Source organism: Flavobacterium ardleyense (genome assembly GCF_033547075.1).
Taxonomy (GTDB): Bacteria; Bacteroidota; Bacteroidia; order Flavobacteriales; family Flavobacteriaceae; genus Flavobacterium; species Flavobacterium ardleyense_A.
This window is the reverse complement of the sequence record NZ_CP137891.1, coordinates 827,565-854,095: the sequence shown is the minus strand read 5'-3', so window position 1 is coordinate 854,095 and position 26,531 is coordinate 827,565. Positions and strand designations below refer to the sequence as shown.

25 protein-coding genes are annotated in these 26,531 nt (G+C 35.3%); 12 read left to right on the top strand and 13 right to left on the bottom strand.

Annotated features, from left to right (window positions below; all coding sequences use genetic code 11):
* Positions 1-61: 61 nt before the first annotated feature.
* On the bottom strand, positions 62-313 hold the full coding sequence (locus tag SBO79_RS03715) for a type II toxin-antitoxin system ParD family antitoxin (RefSeq protein WP_318641875.1): 252 nt from the start codon (positions 311-313) through the stop codon (positions 62-64).
* Positions 314-431: 118 nt separating this feature from the next.
* Between SBO79_RS03715 and SBO79_RS03710 the strand changes: the two genes are divergently transcribed.
* Together SBO79_RS03710 and SBO79_RS03705 are read left to right on the top strand one after the other, a co-directional pair.
* A complete protein-coding gene (locus tag SBO79_RS03710) occupies positions 432-668 on the top strand; it encodes a hypothetical protein (RefSeq protein WP_318641873.1) in 237 nt (78 codons plus the stop codon).
* A gap of 402 nt (positions 669-1,070) precedes the next feature.
* Positions 1,071-2,066, top strand: a complete 996-nt coding sequence (locus SBO79_RS03705; RefSeq protein WP_318641871.1) for an NAD(P)H-dependent glycerol-3-phosphate dehydrogenase — start codon at positions 1,071-1,073, stop codon at positions 2,064-2,066.
* A gap of 80 nt (positions 2,067-2,146) precedes the next feature.
* Here SBO79_RS03705 and SBO79_RS03700 read toward each other — a convergent pair whose 3' ends face one another.
* From SBO79_RS03700 to SBO79_RS03690, 3 genes are all read right to left on the bottom strand, one after another.
* Positions 2,147-2,554: a hypothetical protein gene (locus SBO79_RS03700; protein ID WP_318641869.1), complete on the bottom strand. Its 408-nt coding sequence runs from the start codon at positions 2,552-2,554 to the stop codon at positions 2,147-2,149.
* Between the two features lie 159 nt (positions 2,555-2,713).
* On the bottom strand, positions 2,714-3,733 hold the full coding sequence (gene pheS / locus SBO79_RS03695) for a phenylalanine--tRNA ligase subunit alpha (protein ID WP_318641867.1): 1,020 nt from the start codon (positions 3,731-3,733) through the stop codon (positions 2,714-2,716).
* 63 nt (positions 3,734-3,796) lie between these two features.
* A complete protein-coding gene (locus tag SBO79_RS03690) occupies positions 3,797-4,153 on the bottom strand; it encodes a hypothetical protein (RefSeq protein ID WP_318641866.1) in 357 nt (118 codons plus the stop codon).
* Positions 4,154-4,281: 128 nt separating this feature from the next.
* Here SBO79_RS03690 and SBO79_RS03685 point away from each other — a divergent pair, with 128 nt between their 5' ends.
* Positions 4,282-4,794 carry a CvpA family protein gene (locus SBO79_RS03685; protein WP_318641864.1) on the top strand — a complete coding sequence of 171 codons (513 nt, stop codon included), beginning with the start codon at positions 4,282-4,284 and terminating at the stop codon, positions 4,792-4,794.
* 30 nt (positions 4,795-4,824) lie between these two features.
* Here the strand turns inward: SBO79_RS03685 and SBO79_RS03680 are convergent, their stop codons facing one another.
* The 8 genes from SBO79_RS03680 to SBO79_RS03645 all read right to left on the bottom strand — a co-directional run bounded on the left by SBO79_RS03680 (position 4,825) and on the right by SBO79_RS03645 (position 13,832).
* Positions 4,825-5,583, bottom strand: a complete 759-nt coding sequence (locus SBO79_RS03680) for a tetratricopeptide repeat protein (protein WP_318641863.1) — start codon at positions 5,581-5,583, stop codon at positions 4,825-4,827.
* Position 5,584: 1 nt separating this feature from the next.
* Positions 5,585-7,339: a BatD family protein gene (locus tag SBO79_RS03675; RefSeq protein WP_318641862.1), complete on the bottom strand. Its 1,755-nt coding sequence runs from the start codon at positions 7,337-7,339 to the stop codon at positions 5,585-5,587.
* Between the two features lie 81 nt (positions 7,340-7,420).
* Positions 7,421-8,173 carry a tetratricopeptide repeat protein gene (locus SBO79_RS03670; RefSeq protein WP_318641861.1) on the bottom strand — a complete coding sequence of 251 codons (753 nt, stop codon included), beginning with the start codon at positions 8,171-8,173 and terminating at the stop codon, positions 7,421-7,423.
* A 22-nt stretch (positions 8,174-8,195) separates the two neighbouring features.
* Positions 8,196-9,236 carry a vWA domain-containing protein gene (locus SBO79_RS03665; protein WP_318641860.1) on the bottom strand — a complete coding sequence of 347 codons (1,041 nt, stop codon included), beginning with the start codon at positions 9,234-9,236 and terminating at the stop codon, positions 8,196-8,198.
* A 3-nt stretch (positions 9,237-9,239) separates the two neighbouring features.
* Positions 9,240-10,247, bottom strand: a complete 1,008-nt coding sequence (locus SBO79_RS03660; protein WP_318641859.1) for a vWA domain-containing protein — start codon at positions 10,245-10,247, stop codon at positions 9,240-9,242.
* On the bottom strand, positions 10,244-11,851 hold the full coding sequence (locus tag SBO79_RS03655) for a hypothetical protein (RefSeq protein ID WP_318641858.1): 1,608 nt from the start codon (positions 11,849-11,851) through the stop codon (positions 10,244-10,246). The genes SBO79_RS03660 and SBO79_RS03655 overlap by 4 nt, the downstream gene beginning before the upstream one ends.
* Before the next feature lie 20 nt (positions 11,852-11,871).
* The gene (locus SBO79_RS03650; RefSeq protein ID WP_318641857.1) at positions 11,872-12,741 is read right to left on the bottom strand and encodes a DUF58 domain-containing protein; all 870 of its coding nucleotides are present in this window, start codon (positions 12,739-12,741) and stop codon (positions 11,872-11,874) included.
* Between the two features lie 86 nt (positions 12,742-12,827).
* Entirely contained in the window at positions 12,828-13,832 is a 1,005-nt protein-coding gene (locus SBO79_RS03645) for an AAA family ATPase (RefSeq protein ID WP_318641856.1), read from the bottom strand.
* Between the two features lie 275 nt (positions 13,833-14,107).
* On the opposite strand from SBO79_RS03645, the gene SBO79_RS03640 reads away from it, so the two are divergent.
* The 8 genes from SBO79_RS03640 (at position 14,108) to SBO79_RS03605 (ending at position 22,695) form a co-directional block, all read left to right on the top strand.
* Positions 14,108-14,863, top strand: coding sequence for an SDR family NAD(P)-dependent oxidoreductase (locus SBO79_RS03640; RefSeq protein WP_318643420.1), 756 nt, complete (start codon positions 14,108-14,110; stop codon positions 14,861-14,863).
* Between the two features lie 15 nt (positions 14,864-14,878).
* Entirely contained in the window at positions 14,879-16,021 is a 1,143-nt protein-coding gene (locus SBO79_RS03635; protein ID WP_318641855.1) for an ATP-binding protein, read from the top strand.
* 346 nt (positions 16,022-16,367) lie between these two features.
* A complete protein-coding gene (locus SBO79_RS03630; RefSeq protein WP_318641854.1) occupies positions 16,368-16,811 on the top strand; it encodes a hypothetical protein in 444 nt (147 codons plus the stop codon).
* A gap of 11 nt (positions 16,812-16,822) precedes the next feature.
* Entirely contained in the window at positions 16,823-17,347 is a 525-nt protein-coding gene (locus tag SBO79_RS03625; protein ID WP_318641853.1) for a hypothetical protein, read from the top strand.
* 157 nt (positions 17,348-17,504) lie between these two features.
* A complete protein-coding gene (locus SBO79_RS03620) occupies positions 17,505-19,553 on the top strand; it encodes an ATP-binding protein (RefSeq protein ID WP_318641852.1) in 2,049 nt (682 codons plus the stop codon).
* A gap of 171 nt (positions 19,554-19,724) precedes the next feature.
* Positions 19,725-20,804, top strand: coding sequence for a hypothetical protein (locus SBO79_RS03615; protein ID WP_318641851.1), 1,080 nt, complete (start codon positions 19,725-19,727; stop codon positions 20,802-20,804).
* A gap of 604 nt (positions 20,805-21,408) precedes the next feature.
* Positions 21,409-22,134, top strand: coding sequence for a metallophosphoesterase (locus SBO79_RS03610; RefSeq protein ID WP_318641850.1), 726 nt, complete (start codon positions 21,409-21,411; stop codon positions 22,132-22,134).
* A 27-nt stretch (positions 22,135-22,161) separates the two neighbouring features.
* Positions 22,162-22,695, top strand: a complete 534-nt coding sequence (locus SBO79_RS03605; protein ID WP_318641849.1) for a DUF3575 domain-containing protein — start codon at positions 22,162-22,164, stop codon at positions 22,693-22,695.
* 94 nt (positions 22,696-22,789) lie between these two features.
* Here SBO79_RS03605 and amaB read toward each other — a convergent pair whose 3' ends face one another.
* The gene (amaB, locus tag SBO79_RS03600; protein ID WP_318641848.1) at positions 22,790-24,334 is read right to left on the bottom strand and encodes an L-piperidine-6-carboxylate dehydrogenase; all 1,545 of its coding nucleotides are present in this window, start codon (positions 24,332-24,334) and stop codon (positions 22,790-22,792) included.
* 520 nt (positions 24,335-24,854) lie between these two features.
* On the opposite strand from amaB, the gene SBO79_RS03595 reads away from it, so the two are divergent.
* Positions 24,855-26,306, top strand: a complete 1,452-nt coding sequence (locus SBO79_RS03595; protein WP_318640627.1) for an IS1182 family transposase — start codon at positions 24,855-24,857, stop codon at positions 26,304-26,306.
* Positions 26,307-26,531: the final 225 nt, after the last annotated feature.

The window sequence follows — 26,531 nt, the reverse complement described above, 5'->3', positions numbered from 1 at the left end:
TCGTAAGTATAGTTCCAAAATAGCATTTAGATCATCAATTGCATCTTGTCTAAATGTAATTTTAGCCATTTTTCAATTTTTTTCCCGATTTTAATCTTTGTAGATTATCTTCAAAATCAAAATCTTCAACTAACTCACTATTTAAACCTGTTTCAATTGCAGTACGAAGTTCTATAACTTTGCTTTCCTCGCCTTCCAAAAGTCGAAGACCGGCAAGTAGTACTTCAGTTACATTCTTATATTTTCCAACAGAAACTTGCGAAATAACAAATTCATCAAAGTGAGGTCCTAATGATAGTGATGTGTCTTTCATAATTAATAATTTACTCAAATTTACTTAATTTTGATAAAAACTCCAAACTCGTATTTATTCTAAAGCTAAAATAAATCCACCTAAAAACTTCGAAGTAACATCTATAAATAATTATATAATGAGAAAGACTGAAACTAAAAAAAGGTTTATTGAAGAGATTAATCTTTCAGATAATAAAAACTTATTGGAAGTAACAAATAATTTCCTCAACTGCGACTCAAAAAAAGATTTTTATAAGCTCACTCAAGACCAAAAAACCGCGATTGCCGAAGCTCGTCAACAATTAAGAGATGGCCACTATTTTACAATTGAACAAGTAAATAATGCAGCAGAAGAATGGCTAAAAAGCAAATAATTTGGCCATTGTATAGAAGACTAAAATTAAATTTCTTGCTATCTATTCTACTTTGCGGGCACGGATTACAAATTCGCGCTATCAATGATTTAAATTGAGGCTAAAGTAAAAGAGAAGAAGTAGATCCTCACAATGGATGCGTTTCAACTACTACTTGTCTGTCTACTTTGATGCACGGATAGCAAATCCGCGCTAGCGTTGATAAGCTTTTCTCATAATCTCTGAGGAAGAATTCGAAGTTCACAAAAAACTATTTCTGATTCTAAAAACATTTCGATTTAAAAAATAGTTTTAAAATTCCAACCTTTTATTAAATCATTACCACCAAACTCCCATAAATAACCCGCACGAATTGCAGATGTACTAAAACCTTTCGTATTTTTGGACTTTCAAAACGATCTAATGACAGAGAATCCAAAATTTGCAGTAATCGGAGGTGGTAGTTGGGCTACTGCAATAGCAAAGATGCTACATGCAAACTTATCAGAAGTTTGCTGGTATATGCGCAACGATGAGGCAATTGCTCACATCAGAGAGCATCACCACAATCCTAATTATTTAAGTTCGGTCGAATTTAATGTAAATAAACTAATACTTACCTCGGATATTAACGAAGCGGTGCGATACGCAGATTATATTGTATTCGTAATTCCATCAGCTTTCTTGAGTAAAGAACTTGAACTACTTACTGAACCGCTAAAAGACAAAATCATATTTTCGGCAATTAAGGGAATTGTTCCAGAAACAAGTCTGATTGTTGGCGAGCATTTTCACGAGAAATACGGAATTCCGTACGGAAATATCGGTGTTATAACTGGTCCGTGTCATGCGGAAGAGGTTGCTCTCGAAAGATTGTCTTATCTGACAATTGCTTGTAGCGATCCTGCAAAAGCAGCGGTAATGTCGGCATTCCTAAGTAGTAATTACATCAAAGTAAAAATTACCGATGATATTGTGGGGACAGAATATGCGGCAGTTCTTAAAAATATTTATGCTGTTGCGGCAGGAATGGCGCACGGTCTAGGATATGGCGATAATTTTCAAGCGGTTTTGATGAGTAATGCAATTCGCGAAATGAAGAAATTTATCAAGAAGGTTCACAAAGTGAAACGCGATATTAACGACTCAGCTTACCTGGGAGATCTTTTGGTAACAGGATATTCGCTGTTTTCTAGAAATAGAACTTTTGGGAATATGATTGGTAAAGGATATACTGTAAATTCGGCTATGACCGAAATGAGTATGGTTGCTGAAGGTTATTACGCGGTAAAAAGCGCCTATAAATTAAACCAAGAGTACGGGGCAAAAACTCCAATTATAGATGCTGTTTATGGTATTTTGTACGAAGGAAAAGATCCTCGAAAAGTCTTTAAAAAATTGACAGAAAAGCTAGATTAGGTCTGGTTTCTAAATAAAAAAACGGTCAGTACTCTTTAGAATACTGACCGTTTTTATTTATATATATTTTGCAAAAAAGTTTATCTTACAATAACGCCATCTTTAAAAAGGATTGGAACCTCTTCAAAATTAGCTTCTGCAATGCTTCCTGCTTTAAAAATGTACTTTTTATCGTAGAGTTTGTTATCTATAAAGAACGTCAGCATAAACTCGTTATTTAAAGCAAGAACGCTTTCTTCTATCATTTCTACTTTGGCAACAGAAACAGCAGGTACTTCTACAAAAGCGTGGCGCAATAACGAAGTCTTCTTCATTTCGCCGTTTAGAGTTCCAAAAGCTTTTGAGACAATCATAACATTGTCCATCAAGAAGTCGCTATCATTTACAAGATATATGTACCACATATTGCTCATAAAGTCGTCACTCCACTCCTGCACTGCTGCAAGAAATATATTTTCTACTTCTGGAATTGTTATGTCTTTTCTCATAGTTGACTTGTGAAAAATTGTGTTGAATGTTACCGAGATCTCCTAGCCCCGATGGGAACGACCCGAGCGAAGCGAACTGGCGAAGCACATCCTTTTTCATTTTTTCCTAGAAAAAAGAAAAAGATACAGTGGACAGCGGGATTAAGCTCCTAATTAAACTTAAATGCTTGATTTAAATTGTTCTAAAAATCGTACGTCATTTTCGTAAAACATTCGGATATCGCTAATTTGGTACAGCAACATTGCGATGCGCTCGATGCCCATACCAAAGGCGAAACCTGTATATTCTTCGGCGTTAATTCCGCAGTTGGTCAAGACATTTGGATCTACCATTCCGCAGCCCATAATTTCCAACCAACCTGTTCCTTTTGTGATTCGATAATCTGTTTCAGTCTTTAATCCCCAGTAAATATCCACTTCGGCACTTGGCTCCGTAAATGGGAAATACGAAGGTCTAAGACGGATTTTTGACTTTCCGAACATCTCTTTGGTAAAATATAAAAGTGTCTGTTTTAAATCTGCAAACGACACATCTTTGTCGATATAAAGTCCCTCTACTTGGTGAAAAATACAGTGAGAACGTGACGAAACAGCTTCATTTCTGAATACGCGTCCTGGCGAAATCGTACGAATTGGTGGTTTGTTTTCTTCCATATAACGCACCTGAACCGATGAAGTATGGGTTCTTAAAAGCACATCTGGATCTGTCTGAATAAAGAAAGTATCCTGCATATCGCGCGCCGGATGGTATTCTGGAAGATTTAAAGCAGTAAAGTTATGCCAGTCATCCTCAATTTCTGGACCTTCGGAAACGTTGAAACCAATGGACGCAAATATATCTGTAATTTGGTTTTTGACCAATGATATTGGGTGGCGAGAACCTATCTTGATTGGCTCACCTGGACGTGAAAGATCGCCATAAATAGGATTTGAATCTTCACGGCTTTCTAGAAAGTCTTGAATCATCTTAATTTTCTCTTCTACAACTACTTTTAGGCTATTGATTACTTGTCCAAATTCCTTTTTCTGATGGTTAGGAACTTCCTTAAACGCTGCAAAAAATTCATTTAATATTCCTTTTTTACCTGAAAATTTAATTCTAAAAGCTTCGAGTTCAGATTTATCCGTTGTTTGAAATGCTTGAACTTCGGCGATATATTGTGCTATTCTTTCTGTCATAATAGTGGAATGTGCTGCAAATTTAATAATTAAATTCGCTTGAATCTAATGCAAGTTTTATAATTACGAAATGTATTCCTTTTCTAAGAAATAGCTTACAATCGCGTCTTTCATTAATACTGATTGCTCTCCAGCTCTAAGTGGGGGCAATTGCTCTTTTACGATATAATGTGGCCAACCATCATTGTCTACATAATCAAATTCGTAATACCCGTAAGGTTCTAGACACCTGCAAATGGCAATATGCATTAGATTAAGCTTTTCATCTTTCTTGTATTTGTCATGAACTTTTCCAAGTTCTTGAACTCCGATCAGATAAATTATCGCATCTAAGTCGAGATCTTCTCCCTGCGAAAATTGATCTGAAAGCTTCTGAACCAAGGTTTCCCAACGTTCCTTTAATTGTATATCTCTTGACATCGTGAAAATTATTTTTGAAGAATTAGGAAAAGTATCCTAATAGCTATTATTTTGCAAAGATAGGTTTTGAAATTCACTTCTTACTATAAAGCTTTTGACTTCAGAAAAGGTTTAAACACATTTTTGTAATGGAATTTATTGATATATTAATTGGAGGATTTTTACTCTATGGATTTTTGAGAGGTATTTGGAATGGGCTTTTTGTAGAATTGGCATCATTCCTATCGCTTCTCATTGGAATTTGGGCAGCTTTAAAGTTTTCGAATACTCTTAACCTGATGATCCAGTCGTTTGTTTCTTGGTCCCCAAAAACCATTATGGTCGTATCATTTGCTTTGACCTTTATTTTGGTATTTATCGCAATTACAATGCTAGCAAAAGTATTTACCACACTTTTTAGCTTTGCTGGCTTGGGAATTTTCAACAAAATCCTTGGCGGTGTCTTCGGAATCTTTAAAATGGTTTTGATCGTAGGCGTAAGTTTAGGGGTTTTTGAAAAAGTAAACTTCGCCAATCATTTTGCCGAAAAGGAAACCCTTGAAAAGTCGCTTTTCTATCTTCCGGTGCTAAATACTGCTACGAGCATCTATCCATCATTACAAGAGTGGTTGCTGAAACAAGATTTTACGCAAGAGAAATAAATAGAGGAAGATCAAGTTTCCAACTAATTTTTAAAGTTTTCTAATCGCAGTTTTAGGTAGCCATCCTTGTACACCATTAGGCAAGGCCACTTTATTCCAACCGTTTATATCCTCAATAATTAGCACTTTTGCACCTTCATGAATTGGTGTAATCTCCGGAGATGTCTCTTTTGGCTCGCTGCGAACTGAAATAACGGTCTCGAAAACTATTGCTGACTTGTTAGAATCTCGATATTTTTTCTGAAAATTAGCCGAAAGCAATGCAAGTGTCATTAAAACCAACAGTCCTACCATACCGCTAAAAAATAAACGCTTTGTAATATTGTAGTTCGAATAGTAATATCCTGCGAAAGCGAGAAAGAATAAGAAAGCCATTCCTACTCCTATCCACGCCCAGGTATTGTAATGAAAAATTGAGGTTGTATCAAAAATCAGCTTGTCCATTCCTACTCTTGGCACTACATCAAACTCATCTACGGCAAGCTGACGCGAGAAGTGCAGATTGTTTTCGACACTTGAGCAAGTTGGATTTAGCTGCTTTGCTTTTTCAAAATTATAAACTGAGAGTGCAACTTTGTTCAATTTGTAGTAACTATTTCCGAGATTAAAATAAACCTCATCAGAAACTAAGCCCTCCTTTAAAACTTGTTCGTATTTGGCAGCAGCCTGTTCAAATTGTTCTTTCTGATAAAGATCATTGCCCTCTTCAAACAACTTCTTAGCCTCAGCTTTGGACTGAGCAAAAAGTATTTGAGTAAATAAAACGGCTATATAAATAAATGATCTCATCTTATTTTATCTGTTTTTCAAGTTCAGAAATAATGACAACCGCCTTGTCGTAATCTTGCTGAATCGCAACATTTGATGATGGCGCATAGCGCGCAAAATCGCAGTTTTCTATTAGTGTAATTACCTGACGTGTTGTTTGTGCCGAAGCATTTCGTGACATCAATATACTCTGGATTGTCTCTTTACTCATTTCAGAAGTTTCTATTTGCAATTTCGCTTTTAGGAAATTGTGCAAAGCTTTCTCCAGCGAAATATAGAATAACTCCTTGTTTCCAAGATTTTCTTTCGCTTCTGAGAGGTATTTTTTTGCTAGTTTATTGGACTTCTTAATCTTATTTCCTTGAATGTCACTCGCCGTTTTCTCCCGCTGTCTTTTGAGAATAATTACAAATGGAACTGCAGCGAACGGAATTGCAAGAAGCAAATAAAATAATGTAGATTTAAAGAAATCTTCGTCGTCCGCATTTTTCAAAGTGCTTTTTAATTTTATATATTCAAATTGCTTTTGCGCATTAACCTTGGTTTTTTCGGCTGAATTGTTTGCGGCGATCGCTGTGTTTCCCGCCGAGGGTCCGTCCATTACATTTATTACAATATCCCCTGAATTTATAGTTTTATAGCTATTTGAACTTAAATCGAAATAAGTGAAAGCCATTGATTTGATGGTATAATTTCCTTTAAATTGTGGAACAATTGAATAGGAATCGGTTACTCTTCCGCTCATCCCATTTAGATTGGTATTAACTTTTTCGTCACGTACGGCATCATATCTCTCCAAACCAGCTGGAACAACAGGTTTTGGCAAATCAAAAAGTTTTAAATTTCCTTTTCCACTAACATTTACCAGCAAATCTAAAGATTCTCCGTTGTTCAAGGTTGTTTTGGATGGAGTTACTTTAAAGTCAAACGTTCCAACAGCTCCACCAAAATCTTCTGGCTTTCCGTTGGTAGGCAATGCCTTGACATTTAAAGTTTTCTTTCCTGCTGCTACACGTTTATGATCTTTTGTGGTAATTACTTGACCAAAGACAGTTCGTCTATTGGAAGGCACTTCTACATCGATATCCAACGAAAGTGGTTCGATGTCCAACGCACCCGTTTTCTGTGGATACAAGACTGTTTTACGAAGAATTACATATCTGTAACGTTCGTTTTTATACGTTCCTTCTTCTACCTGCAGTTGTTTAATATCGATATTTTGACTCCAAAAATCATTATATTTAGGTTTGTTGAGTTCACGCCAATTGGTAATTCCTATATTGTAGCTAAAGTATAATTTGTAAACTACAGTAATGGGTTCGTTGATGTACGGATTTGTCTTTGACACTTCTGCCACTAGATGCAACGCATCACCAACCGAGACTTGAGTATCATTTGGATCTCTCGCCTGCTCTACCGCTGCGGTTACGCTTAAGCGAATAGGTGCAGTTTTGTAAATTTGATTGTCAATTTCAATTGAAGCTTGTTGAATAGTCAAATTCCCTTTCTGGGTGGGCAATAATATATAGGAATAGGTTTTTCTGAAAGAACTTCTACCATTTACCCATGATTGACTCACCTGCTGACTAGGGCCGGCAACGATTCTGAAGCCATCAAATGAAGGTGGAGTAAAATTATCGCCATCTGCATTCATCGAAAAATCTACACGAACTCGCTCGTTTAATGCAAGTGATTGCTTGGTCACTTTTGCCTCAAACTGCACTTGTGCGCTCAGTGCATTAATTGATAATAAAAATAGTATGAGGTAATTTTTCATTTTCTATCCTTTTGTAGAACAAATCAAGTTACTACAAGTTTTTTAAAATTTTGACGAACTAAATATAACTTTAACGAGGTTTTACCAGTCTTTTTCAACTTTTACTGGCTTGCCACGCTCCTTGCCTTTGATCATTTTTTCCTGAACTTTCTTCTCTTCGTTTCCTACCGCGTCAAGCATATTCTCGATTCTCTGCTTAGAGATTCCGCTTTCTGGCTTAGGCTCTCCTTTATCGGCTGGTTTTTCAGGCTTCTTATTGTCATCCTGATCTTTTCCGTCCTTTTTGTCTTGATCCTTCTTGTCCTGATCTTTCTTATCCTGATCTTTCTTATCCTGATCTTGCTTCTCCTTGTCTTCTTCTTTTTTCTTATCCTCTTTTTCCTTTTCCTTATCTTCTTTTGGCGGTGGATTATCTTTGAGCATTTTTTTCGCTAATGCAAAATTGTACCTAGATTCTTCATCCGCAGGATTGTTGATAAGTGCATTTTTATAAGATTCTACTGCGGCAGTATAGTTTTTTTCGATCATAAAAACGTTGCCAAGATTGTGATACGCTCGGTGTTTGTCAACTCTCGAAGTAGCATTCTTTGCAGCATTCAAATATGCATTTTTTGATTCAGAAAATTGTTTTTGCTTATAAATTGAATTTCCCAAATTATAAAATGCCGACGACTTATCCGGAAAGGCAGAAGCAGAAACTCTATATCCAGCTTCGGCATCTTGGTATTCTTTTTTTTGATATTCCTTATTCGCCTTCGGAAGTGCTTTGTCACGCTCCTGAGCAAAAGAAAATATGCTTGATAAAATACCTATGACTATTAAAAAACTTCTCATCGCATTCCTTGTTTTTTGATTGTTATTCCTGTTTATCATTAAACAAATTCAATTTCTTAACCCACTTCGTTTTTCTTTGTAATAAAAATATATCCAACAATAACAAAAAAAGTGCTACTCCCAAAAACCATTGAAATTGCGAGTTGTAATCTGTAAATTGCTGAGTTTCGAACTCCTTTTTCTCAATATTATCCAAGGCATTTTTGACATAATCTACAACATTTTTGGTATTGCTACCATCAATATATCCTCCGCCTGTCTTGTTGGCAATCATCCTTAGATTATCGGCTTCAAGTTTTGTAATTACTACATCATTATTGTTGTCCCTTTTTAAACTAATGGCACTTCCGCCAACTTTCACTGGAATTGGACCCCCTCTTTCGGTTCCCAATCCAACCGTAATAATTTTTAAATTTCTCTTCTTTGCATCTTTTAATGCTTCTTCAACATCAAGATCATGATCTTCTCCATCAGAAAGTAGGACGATGAGCTTACTTCTACTTTTGTCATCGGTAAAAAATGAAGTAGATAAAGAAATCGCATCCGAAAGTGAAGTTCCTTGAGAAGACACAATATCAGTATTCATTCCTTGCAAGAACAATTTGGCAGCACCATAATCTGTGGTAATCGGCAGAACTGGAAAAGCACTTGCGGCATAGGCCACGATTCCAACTCTATCGCCTGCTAGATTGTTGATGATTTGCGAAATTATCTGTTTTGTCTTCTCCAATCTGCTTGGCGCAATATCTTCGGCCAGCATACTTTTGGAGACATCCACCGCAAAAACAATATCAATTCCTTCTCTATTTACAGTCTCAGTTTTTGTACCAATCTTCGGATTTACCAAAGCCACGGTAAGAGCAACAAACGCCAATAATATTATAACAAACTTTATCCAGTTCTTAAATACTGATTTGTCTGGACTCAGCCTTTTTAGCAATTCTAAATCACCAAATTCACGCTGCTTCTTTCTCTTCCAATACTGATTGTACAGAAAGATGAGCAGCAAAATCGGAATGATAATGAGCAGATAAAAGTATTTTTTTTCGTCTAATTCGTACATCTCTTAAATAAAGCTTCTAAAAATTGTTCGTCTTAATAGTATTTCCACCAGCAGTAATGCGAATGCCGCTATTGCAAATGGTCTAAAGAGTTCTTTATAATTATAAAATTTAAGCTCTTCCACTTCTGAAGTTTCAAGCTTATTGATTTCCTCGTATATCTGTTTCAAACTATTTTTACTAGTTGCTCGATAATACTTGCCGTCAGTTTTCTTGGCAATGCTTTTCATCAGTGGCTCGTCAATTTCTACAGGCATCATTCGGAAAATAAACTGACCGTTTGGAGCGTATGCATAAGGCGATTCGGCCATTCCAGTAGTTCCAATTCCAATTGTGTAAACTTTGATTCCGTATTCGGCTGCAATATCGGCAGCGGTTTCAGGTTCAATAAAACCAGCGTTGTTTACACCATCCGTCATCAAAACCACGATTTTACTTTTCGCCTTGCTATCTTTTAGTCTGTTAACCGCCGTGGCAAGTCCCATTCCAATTGCAGTTCCGTCTTGTAATTTATTATTGTATTCGATACTTTGAATAGCACTAGCTACTAAAGCTTTATCGCTAGTAACAGGTGTTTTGGTGTAAGCTTCGGCAGCGTATAATATTAATCCAATTCGATCATTTTGTCTTTCTTTTACAAATTGTTCTGCCACTTCCTTCAAAGCCTCAAGTCTGTTCGGTTTTAAATCTCTCGCCAACATACTCCCAGAAACGTCCGTGGCGATTACGATATCAATTCCGTTAGAACTGCTATACTTGCTACTCACATCTGTAGATCTTGGTCTTGCCATTGCGACAATGATTAAGGCTAAAGCCAAAAATCTCATGACGATCAAATACGGATAAATCTTTACCGCAAAGGATTCTGATTTCTTAAAACCTGCTACCGAACTCATTCTTAGAGTTGCAGTTTGTCTTTTTCTATTATTATAATACCAAACTCCCGCAATTGGAAGAAGTACCAATAGCCAGAAAAATTCGGGATTTAAAAATTCTAAGTTTTCTAAAATCATTTTGCAGCTTTTTTAAGTTCAACAGAATTTAGAATTTTCTCCGAAATTTCTTTTGCATATTTATCTTCGTCGTCGTGGGTAATCACCACTTGCTGAAGTCCATTGTCTTGTCCAAAAAGCAAAATTTCATAGTATTGTTTTGTGCTGCTATTGCCCATATAGAAAGTTCCAGAAGCTTTCACACCCACAATTCCTTGCTTGGTATCGAACGATTCTTGCTTAACTAGCATATTCTGAACTCCTTGCTTTTCTAGTAAATCAACCAAACCATTCACTGCTTCGTTAAGATCGACCTTGGTTTCTTCTTTAAATCTTTTTGTGGCAACATTTACATAAAAACCATCACCAATTGTTCCATCAGAAAATGATTGAAAATCTTGCAACATCGCTACCGATTCCTTTGGCATCGTCGGATCGTTTTTCATTCTAAGCAATACTTTTGGCGTTTCAATCAAAACTCCAGGATTTCCGTATTCGCTATTAACCCACGTACGTTCTAGTAAAATCTTATTTGGATTTCTAAGCACGGTGTCTTTTACATTTTCGAAACCAGTCGTGGCGATAAAAAATGCTAAAACAACTACTATAAGTCCTACCACACTTCCAATTGCCCACTTTATTTGTGAAGCTCTTTTGTTCTTTTCAGCAATTTCTGCGCTATTATCAATCTCAACCAATTTTTCCTCTTCGATTTCTTCTGGAATCGATTTGTCCAACGTTACAATGGTGGAAGAAATCTTTTTTCGATCTTCGGCAATTTCATAATCCAGCGGTTTTGATTTGGCAAATTTCACCAAGTCGGCTTGCATCAAAACTGATTCAAGATTCTGAACCGTTTCTGGACTGATGTTAATATGTTTTCTGAGAGTTGCTGATTGTAAACCTGCAATAAGTTCAGAAGTGGTACTTTCCATTGCTGGAATTTTGATTGCTTCTTCAATATAAATTCGAGCAATATCGGTCAATTCACTATAATAAGATTTTATTTGACCTTTCTGCCAAAGCTCTTTCTTTTCTAATTGAGCAAGTAGTGTCGTTGCCTTTTCGATTGGAGTTTTATAAATTATCTCTTCTTCAACCGTGTGCTTTTTATTTTTCAAGAAATACCAAACCGCCGCCACAATTGCTGCGATTACTAGTACAACCAACAAAAATTTCCACCAAATAGAAGATTCTTGTTCGCTCTTGTCAATGTCCTTAATTTCGAACATCTTCTGCTTTAAAGTATCAACTTGCACATTGGAGATTTCTATCGAAATACTATCCGACATAAACCCCTTTTTATTAATCATCAAAGGAAGTTGCGGAATTGTATAACGCCCAGAATCAAATTGAGTAATTCCGTATCGCTTAACAAATTCGTACTTCGAATCAGTTTTTACAGTATCAATCTCGTAAGATCTGATTACTTCAAGCGCTCCGAACCTATTTGAACTTGGGAAAATAATCTTCGCATCAGCATCAGCAGTAACTTTAATAGTTAAGTTAAACTGAGCACCTATTTTATTTTTGAGTGTATCAACAGATGTAGCCACAGGTTTTGTTTGGGCAAAAGCTGTAATCTGCAGTAAAAAAAAGAATATTAAAAATTTAATTTTTGTCATTTTATAAAAAGTCAAACACATTATCCTCTAGATTTAAAATAAGCCAATAACTTCGTTACGTAGCTCTGATCTACACGTGTGCTCACAGTTCCTGCTCCATTGCGCGTAAAGGTTTCTTGAAAAGTTTTTACTTTCTCGTGATAATCTTTCTCATACTCCATTCTCACTTTTTTGGATGAAGTATCCACCAACATTATTTCGCCACTTTCGGCGTCAAGTACATTTACAATTCCAACATTCGGAAGTTTTTCTTCTCTTGGATCGTATACTCTAATTGCAGTTAAATCGTGTTTTCTAGCCGCAATCTTCAGTGTTTTATCGTAATCATCATTGGTCATAAAATCTGAAATCAAAAAGACAATTGCTTTTTTCTTCATAACTCTAGACAAAAACTGCAATGCTTGAGACAGATTGGTTTTATTACTTTTTGGAGTAAACTCTACCAATTCTCTAATGATTCTCAAGACGTGCGATTTGCCTTTTTTGGGTGGAATAAATAATTCAATCTGATCTGAAAATAACATCAAACCAATTTTATCATTATTCACCGTTGCCGAAAACGCCATTGTTGCAGCGATTTCTGCTACTATTTCGTTTTTAAACTGTTTTGATGTTCCAAATAATGCAGATCCACTTACATCTACCATCAACATCATGGTCAGTTCGCGTTCTTCCTCAAAAACCTTTACATAAGGTTCGCGGTATCTAGCCGTAACATTCCAATCTATTGATCGCACATCATCTCCAAACTGATATTGACGCACCTCGCTAAAGGTCATACCACGGCCCTTGAAAGACGTGTGGTATTCGCCCGAGAAGATATGATCGCTCAATCTTCGGGTCTTAATTTCAATTTTTCGAACTTTTTGGAGAATCTCTTTGGTATCCATTTTCCGTACCTAAGCTCCCGAAATGGGAGAATTTTTATATTAGAACAGCTTCATTTTGTTAAGCCTTTCGGCAAAATTTATAAAGACTATGGAACTTCTATTTCGTTTACAATTCTGTTGATAATATCCACCGAAGTTACATTTTCTGCTTCCGCTTCGTAAGTAATTCCGATTCTGTGACGCAATACATCGTGAACAACCGCGCGCACATCTTCTGGAATCACATATCCTCTACGTTTGATGAATGCATAACATTTTGCAGCGGTAGCAAGATTGATACTTCCACGTGGAGATGCTCCAAAACCGATAAGTGGTTTTAGACTTTCTAATTTATATTTCTCTGGAAAACGAGTTGCGAAAACAATATCTAAAATATATTTTTCGATTTTCTCGTCCATATACACTTCACGAACTGCTTCTTGTGCACGAATAATCTGTGCTGCCGAAACTACTGGCTGAACTTTCGCATAACTTCCACTAAGATTCTGACGAATAATCATTCGCTCTTCGTCCATTTTCGGATAGTCAATTACGGTTTTTAGCATAAAACGATCGACTTGAGCTTCTGGCAAAGGATATGTTCCTTCTTGCTCAATCGGGTTTTGGGTTGCCAATACTAGAAAAGGTCTTTCTAGTTTGAAAGTAGTATCGCCAATTGTAACTTGTTTTTCCTGCATCGCCTCAAGCAAAGCCGATTGCACTTTGGCTGGCGCTCGGTTAATCTCATCGGCAAGTACAAAATTTGCGAAAATTGGCCCCTTTTTTATAGAGAATTCATTTTGCTGCATATTGTAAATCATGGTTCCTACAACATCCGCGGGCAAAAGATCTGGCGTAAACTGAATACGACTAAAAGATCCTTCGATTGCTTGAGATAATGTATTAATCGCAAGTGTTTTTGCCAATCCTGGAACTCCTTCCAGCAATATATGTCCTTGACCAAGCAATCCTATAAGTAGGCGCTCCGTCATATGTTTTTGTCCAACAATGACTTTATTCATTTCCATCATCAACAAATCAATAAAAGCACTTTCGCGTTCTATTTTTTCGTTAATTGCTCTGATATCTAAGGTAGCAGTAGTATCTTCCATTGCGGTTATTTTGTGTATTTTAAAGTCAAAAAATTTTGTACTGCAAATTGAAAATTTTATGTCATCAAAGTTGTTAAACCGAAGTTAAAACTTACAACGCTTTCAGCCATTTAAGTATGATTTATGATTTCATTTTTAAATCATTAGATGTTTAATAATAAGACTGTTAAGAATTTTAGCAAATAAAATATTCTGCAGACTTGTACTAAATAACTGCTCTCAATCGAAAAGTTTCAAATTTAATTACTGAAATTTGTTTCGATAAATATTCAAGAATTATGAAAACAGTTTTTATTACTGGAGCAACAAGTGGAATCGGAAAAGCATCTGCAATTGCATTTGCAAAAAATGGTTACAAATTAGTTTTATGTGGAAGACGAGAAGATCGTATGGCAGAAATTCAAGAAGAACTTTCAAAACTTGTCCCTGTTCATACCTTGCTTTTTGATGTGAGAGATAAGGTGGCTGTCGCCGAAGGCATCGCGTCACTTCCCACCGAATTTGCAAAGATCGATATTTTGATTAACAACGCAGGAAACGCTCACGGCCTTGATCCGATACAAACCGGAAATCTAGACGATTGGGACGCGATGATTGATATAAATGTGAAAGGTCTTCTGTATGTTTCAAGAGCGATTATTCCGATGATGATAGAAAATCGCGCTGGACATATTATCAATATTGGATCGACTGCGGCCAAAGAAGTCTATCCAAACGGAAATGTTTATTGTGCAAGCAAGCACGCGGTTGATGCACTAAATCAGGGAATGAGAATGGACTTAAATCAATACGGAATTCGCGTTGGTGGAATTCATCCAGGATTGGTCGAAACTGGATTTTCTGAAGTTCGTTTTAAAGGAGATTCTGATCGAGCAGAAAAAGTATACCAAGGATATTCTCCACTTCAACCAGAGGATATTGCCGATATTATTCTGTTTGTAGTAAGCAGACCATATCACGTAAATATCGCTGATCTCGTGGTGATGCCAACCGATCAAGCATCAAGTACGATTATAAATAAAAAACTATAAAAATATTTTTTCTGAATGTTAAATAAGCGTCTTCTTATCAAGAATCTACTAGCTCACAATGACGAGAGTACTTTCTATGATAAGAAGAGGCAACTTAACTTGCATAGCCGCGAAGGAAAAGCAAAGTTTCTAAAACACATTTGTGCACTTTCCAATAGCAATCCTGCAAACCGATCTTTTATTGTTGTGGGAGTTGAAGACCGCGATAACGAAATTGTGGGCGATGACTTCTTTGACGATAGCCGAATTCAGAATCTTGTCAATGCTTATCTCGAAAATGCTCCTCAAATTCAGTACGAGAATATTCCTTTTCCGAATCTTCCCAAAGAAAAAGTTGTCGGACTCGTTACTATTAGTCCAAATAAGCAAATTTCATTTTTCAAAAAAGGAATTCACACTATTCCAGCCAATTCGGTTTTCAAAAGGCGTGGCAGCAATTCAATTCCGATGGATGAGCCGTTTACTCGATCGAGAACAAGTAAGGAAATAGTTGAATCTATAGAAAATGCTTCTCGAAATTCAATTTCCGATACCCTTGATGGTGTAATGGATTTTATGAATAATCGGCATAAAGATTTTACTACCAAGTATAAAGTTTTTAAAGAGCTTTTTATCATCTGTTGGGCGGGAATTCCGAAAAGAGTTCGCAGCGAAACCTACCTTTCTAGAGTTGACATCGAATTAATAAACGAGCAGATTAAGTTATTTTATTCTGATCAAGATGACGTAATAATCACCTACGACGAAGACAGTTTCACGATTGTAGAATATGTTCGATTGGGACTTCAGGATAAAACTTCTTATTATCCTTTGGAGAAAAAGACTATTTTATTTTATTCAAATGGCTATTACAAAATAGAGCAGGAAATGCTTTTTGAACCGCCAGTTTATAATAAAAAACTGCTTTATCATATTTACAATTCCAACTTGAACATCATTGCCAAACTTTCCAAGAATTTGGAATTGTCTTTTCGAGAACTCAAAGATCTCGAAAACCTTCCCTCTACATTAATGATTTGCTACCTCAACGGATTTGACGATGCCAAGCAAGTTTTGATTGATGCCAAGGAATTACTTCGGAAGCATCCAACAGTTTATGCGAGTTTCAAGGATTCTATGCGGGTTTTGAGAAAGATGAAGTATAATGCGAATGAGTAAAATCTTGTATTTAAGTAAATCTCGGGTTGAGCTAAACTTTCACTTTATGTAATGTGTAGATGAAAGTTTTAAATTCTGACTATTAAAAAATAAAACTTCGCTGATCAAATATATCTAGCTTGCGACTACTTGAATCGGACGATTAAAAAAAAACTATTTTAATAATAAAAATCCTCCACGATTATAAAGATTTTGAATATATTGCTTTCTTAAATTATGTCTGAAATTACTCAGACATATCAGCCCGAATCTGACCTTAAATAACTGACGTACTTTACATATAAACAAGTTATGGGAGATTACGTAGTAAACATCAAGAAAATAACAACCAAATATAAGCTACCTTATGGAAAAACAACCAGAATTTGAATTTGACAGATATTTTAATGATTACTTTAATGTAATACTAAACCGTAATGCCGAAGATAATAGGACTCAATACATACAAACTATTGACTTAGCTCAAAGCGAATTGGAAAATTTAAGTATTGAATATGTTATAGCGAAAGCAATTAATAAATTTGAAGTCGAGGAAATGACTGAAAATTCTGTTGTGCGCTCAGACGCGAAACTTTTCTTATTGATAAATTATCGCACTATGGTATATTTTCCCTTAAGAAATTCTTCAAAATTTACAGAACGTGGTTTAAAAAGAAAAATTTTCTCTGAAGTTCAGCAAATTTTAAGAGAAGCTAACCAATATTCTACAGAAATTACTGCACATAAGGTTCTTCAGGCAGGCAGTGAAATTTGGAATTCGCTCGGAACATTAAGTGGTGACAGTTGGTAAATTAAGACAGTATGAATAATATAGAAGACGAAAGGTCGGCCGCAAGCATTCACGCAGCTATAAGTGCTCAAATTTTTGGCGCGTCGCTAGTTTTAATTGGCGTCCTAATTGGATATCTAGATATCAAAGATATAGAATATCGTTCTACATCCGGAGTATTGACTTTCTTGAGCATTTTTCTTTTATTGTCAAGTACGATTATCGCTGGTCTAGGTCTTAAAAAACTCAGAAATCAAGGAACAATTGGTAACTGGAATCTTAGTGATATACACATTTATTTTCGTGTTCAAACATTCTTAAATTATATTTCAATTATGTTATTTTTAATTATTGTTTTCAATACTAATAAGAATACGGATGATAAATTTGAAAAAGAATCACTTAAAATTGAAACAAAGAAGTTTAAAATGGATTCTTTAAATCTAATTCAAAATAACCAAAAGATGCAAATTCTAAACTCTAATTTGGATTCTTTAAAATCTAGTTTTGAAAATCTAAATTGTTGTAAAAAAAGAATTAAAAAGCCTTGCGAATAAATGCAACTTCACATAGCAGCGTGTTTAATAAATCTCTGATATTTTCAGTAGTTTCAAGATCTTCTTCACGAAGAAATCTTATCTTGGCAGAGAGAACTCGCTTCGCTTTTTCAGCGACTTCTCAAACGCGACAAACGATATCCAACATATAAAACCAATGAAATCAACTACAAAAAAAATAACTACAAACACAAGGGTAATAAAAGACCTTTTAACTAGATATAGAGATACGTTTCAGGCTTTTCGTGAATTAATTAACAACTCTTTACAAGCTGGATCGAAAAATATTGAAATCAATATTGAATATGTCAACGAAGCTAATATTAAGTCTCCTATCAAAAGCATTGAGATTAAAGATGACGGAATCGGTGTGCCATATAACGAGTTTGACAAAAGAGTTTTAGAGATTGGAACTACTTCAAAAGCACTTGGTCAAGGAATCGGAAGATTTAGTTCTTTACAAATCGGAGAATTAATGCACATTGAAACCATAGGTTTTGATATTGACAAAAAACAATTTTCTCTAACTAAATTTAGTATGGATACATTAGATTTTAATGATGCCCAATTGGAAGAAACTGAATTTAAGGTTGACTACGAATATTTTATGGAAAGAAGAAATCCATATTATAAAGTTATGATTGAACAACTTCATCATAATAAGCAGGAAAAAATCGCCAAAAGAAATAAAATCCACGAGAATTTTTTACAGGACAATATTAATCAAGCAATATTCGAACATTATCCATTCGAAATTTTTCATAATACTGTGAATTTTATAGTTAATGGAAAGACGATAAAAAGGGAAGATTTTGTAATAGATAAACCTTCCAAAAAAACTACAGATTACACTGACAAAAAAGGTAAAACGCATAAGTTAAATTTTTACTTCTATAATATTAATTCGGCTCTAAACAAAGTGAAAGTATTTTTCCAAACTGATAATTCAGGTTTAAAAAGTGTTGCTCACGAATATACTTACTCATCAGATTGGTACACGCCGGACTTAGGAACTTGGTTTATTTACATAGAATCACAAATGTTAAATATAGATTTATTTAGAAATTTGGATTTAGAAGCGTTAGGTGAAGCGGAAATAAACAATTTAAAAAACACGATTAAAGAAACAATTAATGATTTTTTCAAAGCCAAAAATAAAAGATTTGAAAAATTTCTCAAAAGTTTGGAAAAAGATAGATACTATCCTTACCAAAACAATGAAAGTCCCGCTTCTAAATCGCAAGAAATTCTATTTAAAAAAGTCGCCTATTTATTAGAAGATGAACACAGACTTATTCAAAAGGACGATAAAATAAGGAACTTTCTTTATCCATTACTTGATAAAGCAATTGGCAATGGAAACATTGAATATATTTTTAAAAAGGTATTAAAACTGTCAGAAGAGAGTTTGGAGAAATTTCATAATCTTTTAGAGAAAACAGATTTAGAAGATGTCGTTCATTTTGCAAGCGTAGTAGCAGAAAAAACAGAGTTTCTGGATTTTCTTCACGAGTTGACGTATGGCGAAATTTCTAAACACTTAAAAGAACGAAGTCAACTTCATAAAATTGTCGAAGATGAATTGTGGCTGTTTGGAGAAAATTACAATGCCACACCCAAATTATGGTCGGACAAAAAGATTGGTAATATATTGATTGAATTACGGGAGAAATATTTTGACTATGAGCCAACAGAAGAAGATGATAACTTAATTGAATTGGACGAGAGAGGTTTAAACGATATAACTGACTTGTTCTTTTTCAACGAAAAAATAACCGACTCTGATGTTAAAGAAATAATGGTTGTTGAATTAAAGTCGCCTAAATGTGCAATAAGCAAAAAGGAATTAAATCAAATTGATGAATATGCATTTACTATTGAGCAAAATTCAGCTCTACCAAATGAAAAAGTAAAGTACAAATTGATTTTAATTTCATCACGTCTTACAAAATTTGCAAAATCTCAAGTAAAATCAAGAAGATTGAACTTTCCAGACAATCCATTTTTGTATGATAAAAAAACTGAAAAGAATATTGAGGTTTATGTAATGGAATGGTCAGAACTTATTGAGCAAAACAATAGAAAATTAGGTTATTTGGCAAATAAGCTTGATATAAAAGATAAGGCCGTGAAAATCAAATTTGAAAAAGAATATGCAGAATTGATTGATGAAAAAATTTCTGCACAATTAAGACTTGTGAAGTAAGTAAATTGGATAACACACGTTATAAGCTATGGCCTGGTCTGTCCTAACTTGCAAAATCCTCCGGCTTTCCCAAGGCAAGTTTTTTTATGAAATGGCTCGTGCTAAAACACGCCACAGCTGATATACATAACGTTATAAGAAAGCAATGTGAAACCCTACAAAAAAAACAATATGAGTGACTTATGTAAACTGTGTGAGAAAAATGTTCTTGAAAATGTTGGGTCACATATTTTTACAGAAAGTATAATTAGAACTGCATTAAATCAGGACGGATACACAAAAAGAGAAGACAAAGAATTAATATACGAAATCTCGATTGATAAGATTGGCTTAGATTTTTTTGGTAGGGGCGTTTTACCGGAAAAAATTGAAGCCATTACTGGTAAGGAACTTTCAGACGAAGAAATAGAGCAAAATAAAAATCCTCTTATAAATAGAAATCTAGTTTGTCGAAAGTGTGAGAAAAAATTTGGGCCTATTGAAGCCGAGTTTACAAGCACGATATATTCCAATATTGTTCGAAAAAACAGATATGAATTACAAAAAGATGAATGTAATTATATTTCTTTCGAGAATCAAAAATGGCTTGCGCTACAATTTGTAATTATTAACGTTTGGAGAGCTTCATCATCAAATTATAATGATTGGAAACTAAATCCTGACCAAGAAGAATATTTACGATCATTTATTCTTTTGACAGCAGATGACAATATTGAATCAATTATAAAGAAAACAGTTGAAAATAGAGAAAAAATAAAACAGTTTAACTTTGTCTTGAACTATTTTATACAAAAATCAGAGAATTTAAGTGAAAATGGAGTTCTGATAGATACATGGGAAAATCCATATTTTATCTTACTGAATCGTTTGTCATTAATTTTTGACTTTACATCACTCAATGTCGCAAAATTGCCCCTGTTAGTTAATGAGATTATTGATAAAAATTTTAATTGTATTATTCCTAATATTGAAAGTGATGAATTACGAATTGGGCTAAATTCGGATGAACAAAGAACAGAATTATATTATCGTGTTAGTTTAAAGGCAGCGAAAGATATTTTGAGAAACATTGAAGACGTATTTATTAACACGCATAAATTTACTTTCGGTTTTCCACCACCTTTCAATTCAATGGTATATTTCAAAAAAAGTGTCGGAAATTATACAAAAGAAGAAGGAAAAATTACTATTCCAGGATTATTAGAAGTAGTAATAAAAGTCATTGAAGATTGCGCAAAGAGTTATTCATAATTTGCCAGCTGCTAATAGCAATTTGCATATTGGCGATTCAGTGGTCAGAAACATTACAAACTGTAAGTCTAATTTATAGTACCAAAAAAAATGGGCTATTAATTCAGATTATGATTTGCAATTTTCAATTATAGGGGGAGAAGAAAGTTTAATAACTGCTCTTATTCAAACCTGCCCAGACCAAATATATTCAATTGCTAAAAAGGACTTCAGCTAACGGAAAAGAACTAGTTGCTTTATATGTTTTAAATTGTTTAAATCTAAATTCAATTAAATCCCAACCCAAACAACTACCTTCAAAAGAGGCAAAATCTTGCAGCTAAATAAATGTCAGGTCGATACAAAATAACTGCCCTACCGAAGACTTCACTTCCACCTAGCAACAGAAGTAATTTCGCGAAAGCGTACCCCTAAAAATCCTGCACCTAACTCAATATTTTAACCAAATTTTATCTATTAGCCAAGGCGTTACGGCCGAGATGAATATAGATTTTGTTTATATTTGTGAATCTACTATTTTGGAAGTTACTAATTTTGACTTTCAATTTATTTTTACAGAACTTTAAACAGTTCGCTTTTTTGAGACATCCTAAAAAAATTATTAATGGGCAGAACTTTGGTATTTGGCGATATTCACGGCGGTTTGCGTGCTTTGCGACAGCTTATAGAACGAGCATCTATAGGGACTGATGACAAACTGATTTTTCTTGGTGACTATGTGGATAGTTGGAGCGAAAGCCCACAGGTACTGGATTTCTTGATTTATCTTGACACAAAATATACCTGCGTTTTTATGCGCGGCAACCACGACGATTTGCTCCTCGAATGGCTTGGTGGCAAGGATAATGAACTGTGGTTTCAGCACGGCGGCGAATCGACAATTATTGCCTATTCGAAACTTACGGACGAAGATCGCGACCGACACGTTGGTTTCCTAAGCCGACTTCGAACTTTTTATATTGACGATCAAAATAAATTATACGTTCACGCAGGTTTTACAAATCAGCACGGAATTGAGAAAGAATATTTCCCCCGAATGGTTTTTTGGGATCGTACTTTATGGGAAATGGCGCTGGCAATGGACAGAAATCTCAAAAAAGGTGACGAGAATTATCCTCGAAGATTGACGCATTATAAAGAGATATATATCGGGCACACTCCCACTACCAAGAGCAATCAGACCACTCCGATGAATATTGCGAATATCTGGAATATTGATACTGGCGCTGCTTTTTACGGCCCGCTAACCTGCATTGATGCGGATACTAAGGAATTTTGGCAGAGCGATGCACTTCCTGATTTATATCCTTCCGAAAGAGGTCGAAATTAATACTACCTTTGCGCAAAACTTAACCTTATGAAGAAGATTCTTATTTTAGGACTGATGATCCTATTTTCTGTTGGAGCATATTCACAATATAAGCACGAAATAAAATACAATTTCCTAAATACAATTGTTATGGGTTCGGCTGAAATTGGTTACGAATATTTCCTTGATCAAGATCAATCTTTAGGACTTGATGTTTTGATTAACGATCGATTTTCGTACTTCCCAGAAAATGGTTCAAGCCACAAGAAATTCAACACGAATAGCGTGATGCTTTCATACAATCTGTACTTATCTACAATGCGAAATGGTTCTGGATATTTTCTAACCCCATTTGTAAAATACCGTTTTGGAGATTTTGAGGAACAAAAAGAAAACTTTGTCGTAGAGACGGATATGAACAGTTTTATTCTTGGTTTGGGAACTGGATACAAATGGAATTTTAAAGACAAATTAGCAGTTGGACCATTCGTAAATGTGGGTAGAAACTTTAGCAAAGAAGTGAACGAGCGCTTTAATGCTGTGGAAGTGAACGCTGGAATCAGCCTTGGTTACAGATTCTAAAAACAAATTTTCGAGAGCAATTCTCTCTCAAAATAATTCATAAAAAAAACCGTCATATTGCTATGACGGTTTTTTTGTATTTGGAATTCAACGATTATACGTCAAATTTAATTCCTTGTGCAAGAGGCAAACTAGTACCGTAATTGATGGTATTTGTTTGTCTTCTCATATAAGCTTTCCAAGCATCTGAACCAGATTCTCTTCCGCCACCAGTTTCTTTTTCACCACCAAAAGCGCCACCGATTTCAGCTCCAGAAGTTCCAATATTCACATTGGCAATTCCACAGTCTGAACCTTGTTGAGATAAGAATAATTCCATTTCTCTAAGGCTATTTGTAAAGATTGAAGAAGAAAGTCCTTGTGGAACTCCATTCTGCAATGCAATCGCTTCTTCGATTGTGCTATATTTCATTACGTACAAAATCGGAGCAAAAGTTTCTGCTTGAACAATTTCATAGTGATTTTCTGCTTCAATGATACAAGGAACAACGTAGCATCCGCTTTCGTAGCCTTCACCTTCGGCAACTCCACCGCCAACAAGAATTTTTCCACCTTCTTGTTTTGCTTTTTCAATTGCATCAGTAAAATCTTTTACAGCAGCTTTATCGATAAGCGGTCCAACGTGGTTTTCCTCGTTAAGAGGATTTCCAATTTTCAATTGGCCATAAGCATTTTTAAGAACGCTGATTGTTTTATCATAAACACTTTCGTGAATAATTAGACGTCTTGTAGAAGTACATCTTTGTCCTGCAGTACCAACCGCGCCAAAAACAGCACCGATTAATACCATATTAATGTCCGCTTGATCACTAACGATAATCGCGTTATTTCCTCCTAATTCAAGGATTGTATTTCCAAAACGTTCTGCAACAGTTTTTGATACGTGACGACCAATTCTTGTAGATCCTGTGAAAGATACCAACTGAATTCTCGCGTCATTATTGATCAAATCTCCACATTCAGTACCAGTTACAAGGCAACTTACTCCTTCTGGAACATTGTTGCGCTCAAGAACTGATTGAATAATATTCTGACAAGCGATTCCACATAATGGAGTTTTCGAACTTGGTTTCCAGATACAAACATCACCACAAACCCACGCAATCATTGCATTCCAGCTCCAAACCGCTACTGGAAAGTTGAAAGCCGAAATAATTCCAACCGTTCCAACTGGATGGTATTGCTCGTACATTCTGTGCATTGGACGCTCAGAGTGCATTGTAAGTCCGTATAATTGTCTTGATAATCCTACAGCAAAGTCACAAATATCAATCATTTCCTGAACCTCTCCGTATCCTTCCTGAAGGCTTTTTCCCATTTCGTACGAAACAAGTTTTCCTAGAGGCTCTTTAAATTTACGAAGTTCATCTCCCATCTGACGAACGATTTCTCCTCTTTTTGGAGCAGGAATCATTCTCCATTCTTTAAAAGCATCCGCCGCTTTTGCCATCGCTTGCTCGTAATCTTCTTTGGTCGAAGTTTTTACTTTTCCAATTAATGTCCCGTCTACTGGCGAATAAGATTCGATAATTTTACCATTGGCATAACTTTTTAATCCTGTAGAAGTTCCTTCATTTATGTCTTTAATACCAAGCTGTTGCAAGGCTTCTTTGATTCCAAACTGATCTGAATTTGTCATTGTTGAGTCTATTAATAGTGTGTTTATTTCTGTGTGCAAAGGTACTGATTCCCGAGCAATTTTACTCGTTAAATCTCTGTATGATGCGGGCGCAATTTAGGATATTTAAATCGTTTTTGAAAATCCACTAAAGTGCTTCTTTCATAATTTTTTTTTGGGCGGCTGCGTTGCACCAGGCTCTCCGCTGTATCCCCGATAGCTATCGGGGGATGCCGCTACGATCCTTGCCGCGGGACTGCGGTAAAGTTGATGAATTGTGGTTCAAAGGGAACTTAAAATCCACCCCGGCCTTCGGCCACCCCTCCGCAGGAGGGGAATGCCAAAACCACAAATTTTATCCTAATTTCAACTAAAAACTCACGCTCCAACTTCCCCTCTTTTCAAGAGGGGTGCCCGCAGGGGAGGCTGCTGAAAAAGTCCCTTCAAAAATGTGACATATTTTTCAATTAAAAGGAGTGTGAACTGTAGTGTTTACGCTCCTTTTTTCGTATTTTTAGTACTGATTATTAAGGCTTTTACTATGTTATTACAGCAGCAAAAAATTCAGTTAAGTGCGTATTCCGATTTGTATGACTTAGTTATACCTAAAGAAAATCTTCTTAGAAAAATCAATGACCTAATTGATTTTTCTTTTATTTACGATGAATTGGTTAGCAAATACTGCCTCAATAATGGACGCACTGCAGAATGTCCTGTCCGTATGTTTAAGTATTTACTATTGAAAACAATCTATTCTATTTCGGATGCTGATGTTGTGGAGCGTTCTCGTTTCGATATGTCGTTTAAATACTTTCTTGAAATGGCTCCAGAAGATGGCGTAATAAACTCGAGTTCATTAACAAATTTTAGAAAGTTACGATTAAAGGATTCTGATTTGTTGAATCTTTTAATTGGGAAAACGGTTGCTATTGCTATTGAAAAAGGAATTGTAAATTCAAAATCAATTATCGTTGACGCTACTCACACCTTATCAAAATCAAATCCATTTTCTGCTCTTCAAGTTTTGAAAGAACGTTCAAAACTTTTACGTAAAGCTGTCTATAATTTAGATCCAGATTGGAAAGAACGAATGCCCAAGAAAAATGAGAATAACGATTTACAGAAAGAAATCGCCTATTCTAAAGAACTTATAAAAGCAATTGAATCGGATACTACATTGAGCTTAGTCCCTGTAGTGAAAGAAAAATTGAATCTATTGAAAGAAACAATTGAAGACACTCAAGAGAACTTAAACTTGTCAAAAGATAAAGATGCCAAAATAGGACACAAATCAGCCGATAGCTCCTTCTTTGGTTATAAGACTCATATTGCAATGACCGAAGAACGTATAATTACAGCGGCAGTAGTTACTTCGGGAGAAAGAGGAGATGGTCCTGAATTACCAACTCTTTTAAAGATCAGTCAAAACAATGGAATAAAAGTAGACACTATCATTGGCGATGGTGCATACTCTGGAAAAGAAAATCTTGAATTAACTTCTGGACAAGAAATAAAAGTGGTAGCAAGATTAAATCCTTCAATAACCCAAGGATGTAGAAAAGAAGAAGATAAATTTGACTACAATAAAGATGCTGATATGTTTGTTTGTCCAGCGGGTCATATGGCGATACAGAAATCAAAGCAAGGAAAAAAGAATGTCGGAACAAATCAAATACTCACCTTTTACTTTGATGTGGAGAAATGTAAAACTTGTCCATTAAGAGATGGATGTTACAAACCTGGCGCGAAAAGTAAAAGTTATTCAGTGTCTATAAAATCAGATTTACATAAGGCACAAATGGATTTTCAAGAATCGGAACTTTACAAAGAGAAGGCAAAACACAGATATAAAATAGAAGCTAAAAACAGTGAGCTAAAAAATGTGCACGGTTATGGTCGAGCAAATGCTTACGGAATAGAAAATATGCAAATGCAGGGTGCATTAGCAATTTTCACCGTGAATTTGAAAAGAATACTTAAATTAAATGTGTAGAAAATCTACAAGATCAAAAATCTTCATCACAGACTCCATAACGATCCTATAAAAGTGTATAAACGCCTTATAAAGCTTGAACTTTTTTGAAAAAATAAACACCAAAAAAGAAGGTCAAGTAAATAAAACGAAGTTTATTTACTCGACCTTCTTAATATGTTCTGAGAAACAGATACTTTTTCAGCAGCCTCCCCGCAGGGCGGGGTGTTTCGCGTAAGAAGTGGC

Excerpts from the sequence above, each read along its gene's own strand:
- SBO79_RS03615 (WP_318641851.1), top strand. The coding sequence starts at position 19,725 with ATGAGTGACTTATGTAAACTGTGTGAGAAAAATGTTCTTGAAAATGTT.
- SBO79_RS03620 (WP_318641852.1), top strand. The coding sequence starts at position 17,505 with ATGAAATCAACTACAAAAAAAATAACTACAAACACAAGGGTAATAAAA.
- SBO79_RS03700 (WP_318641869.1), bottom strand. The coding sequence starts at position 2,554 with ATGAGAAAAGACATAACAATTCCAGAAGTAGAAAATATATTTCTTGCA.
- SBO79_RS03715 (WP_318641875.1), bottom strand. The coding sequence starts at position 313 with ATGAAAGACACATCACTATCATTAGGACCTCACTTTGATGAATTTGTT.
- SBO79_RS03625 (WP_318641853.1), top strand. The coding sequence starts at position 16,823 with ATGAATAATATAGAAGACGAAAGGTCGGCCGCAAGCATTCACGCAGCT.
- SBO79_RS03630 (WP_318641854.1), top strand. The coding sequence starts at position 16,368 with ATGGAAAAACAACCAGAATTTGAATTTGACAGATATTTTAATGATTAC.
- SBO79_RS03685 (WP_318641864.1), top strand. The coding sequence starts at position 4,282 with ATGGAATTTATTGATATATTAATTGGAGGATTTTTACTCTATGGATTT.
- SBO79_RS03705 (WP_318641871.1), top strand. The coding sequence starts at position 1,071 with ATGACAGAGAATCCAAAATTTGCAGTAATCGGAGGTGGTAGTTGGGCT.
- SBO79_RS03670 (WP_318641861.1), bottom strand. The coding sequence starts at position 8,173 with ATGAGAAGTTTTTTAATAGTCATAGGTATTTTATCAAGCATATTTTCT.
- SBO79_RS03675 (WP_318641862.1), bottom strand. The coding sequence starts at position 7,339 with ATGAAAAATTACCTCATACTATTTTTATTATCAATTAATGCACTGAGC.
- SBO79_RS03595 (WP_318640627.1), top strand. The coding sequence starts at position 24,855 with ATGTTATTACAGCAGCAAAAAATTCAGTTAAGTGCGTATTCCGATTTG.
- SBO79_RS03650 (WP_318641857.1), bottom strand. The coding sequence starts at position 12,741 with ATGGATACCAAAGAGATTCTCCAAAAAGTTCGAAAAATTGAAATTAAG.
- SBO79_RS03610 (WP_318641850.1), top strand. The coding sequence starts at position 21,409 with ATGGGCAGAACTTTGGTATTTGGCGATATTCACGGCGGTTTGCGTGCT.
- SBO79_RS03690 (WP_318641866.1), bottom strand. The coding sequence starts at position 4,153 with ATGTCAAGAGATATACAATTAAAGGAACGTTGGGAAACCTTGGTTCAG.
- SBO79_RS03645 (WP_318641856.1), bottom strand. The coding sequence starts at position 13,832 with ATGGAAGATACTACTGCTACCTTAGATATCAGAGCAATTAACGAAAAA.
- SBO79_RS03680 (WP_318641863.1), bottom strand. The coding sequence starts at position 5,583 with ATGAGATCATTTATTTATATAGCCGTTTTATTTACTCAAATACTTTTT.
- SBO79_RS03710 (WP_318641873.1), top strand. The coding sequence starts at position 432 with ATGAGAAAGACTGAAACTAAAAAAAGGTTTATTGAAGAGATTAATCTT.
- SBO79_RS03635 (WP_318641855.1), top strand. The coding sequence starts at position 14,879 with ATGTTAAATAAGCGTCTTCTTATCAAGAATCTACTAGCTCACAATGAC.
- amaB (WP_318641848.1), bottom strand. The coding sequence starts at position 24,334 with ATGACAAATTCAGATCAGTTTGGAATCAAAGAAGCCTTGCAACAGCTT.
- SBO79_RS03665 (WP_318641860.1), bottom strand. The coding sequence starts at position 9,236 with ATGTACGAATTAGACGAAAAAAAATACTTTTATCTGCTCATTATCATT.
- SBO79_RS03655 (WP_318641858.1), bottom strand. The coding sequence starts at position 11,851 with ATGACAAAAATTAAATTTTTAATATTCTTTTTTTTACTGCAGATTACA.
- SBO79_RS03660 (WP_318641859.1), bottom strand. The coding sequence starts at position 10,247 with ATGATTTTAGAAAACTTAGAATTTTTAAATCCCGAATTTTTCTGGCTA.
- pheS (WP_318641867.1), bottom strand. The coding sequence starts at position 3,733 with ATGACAGAAAGAATAGCACAATATATCGCCGAAGTTCAAGCATTTCAA.
- SBO79_RS03605 (WP_318641849.1), top strand. The coding sequence starts at position 22,162 with ATGAAGAAGATTCTTATTTTAGGACTGATGATCCTATTTTCTGTTGGA.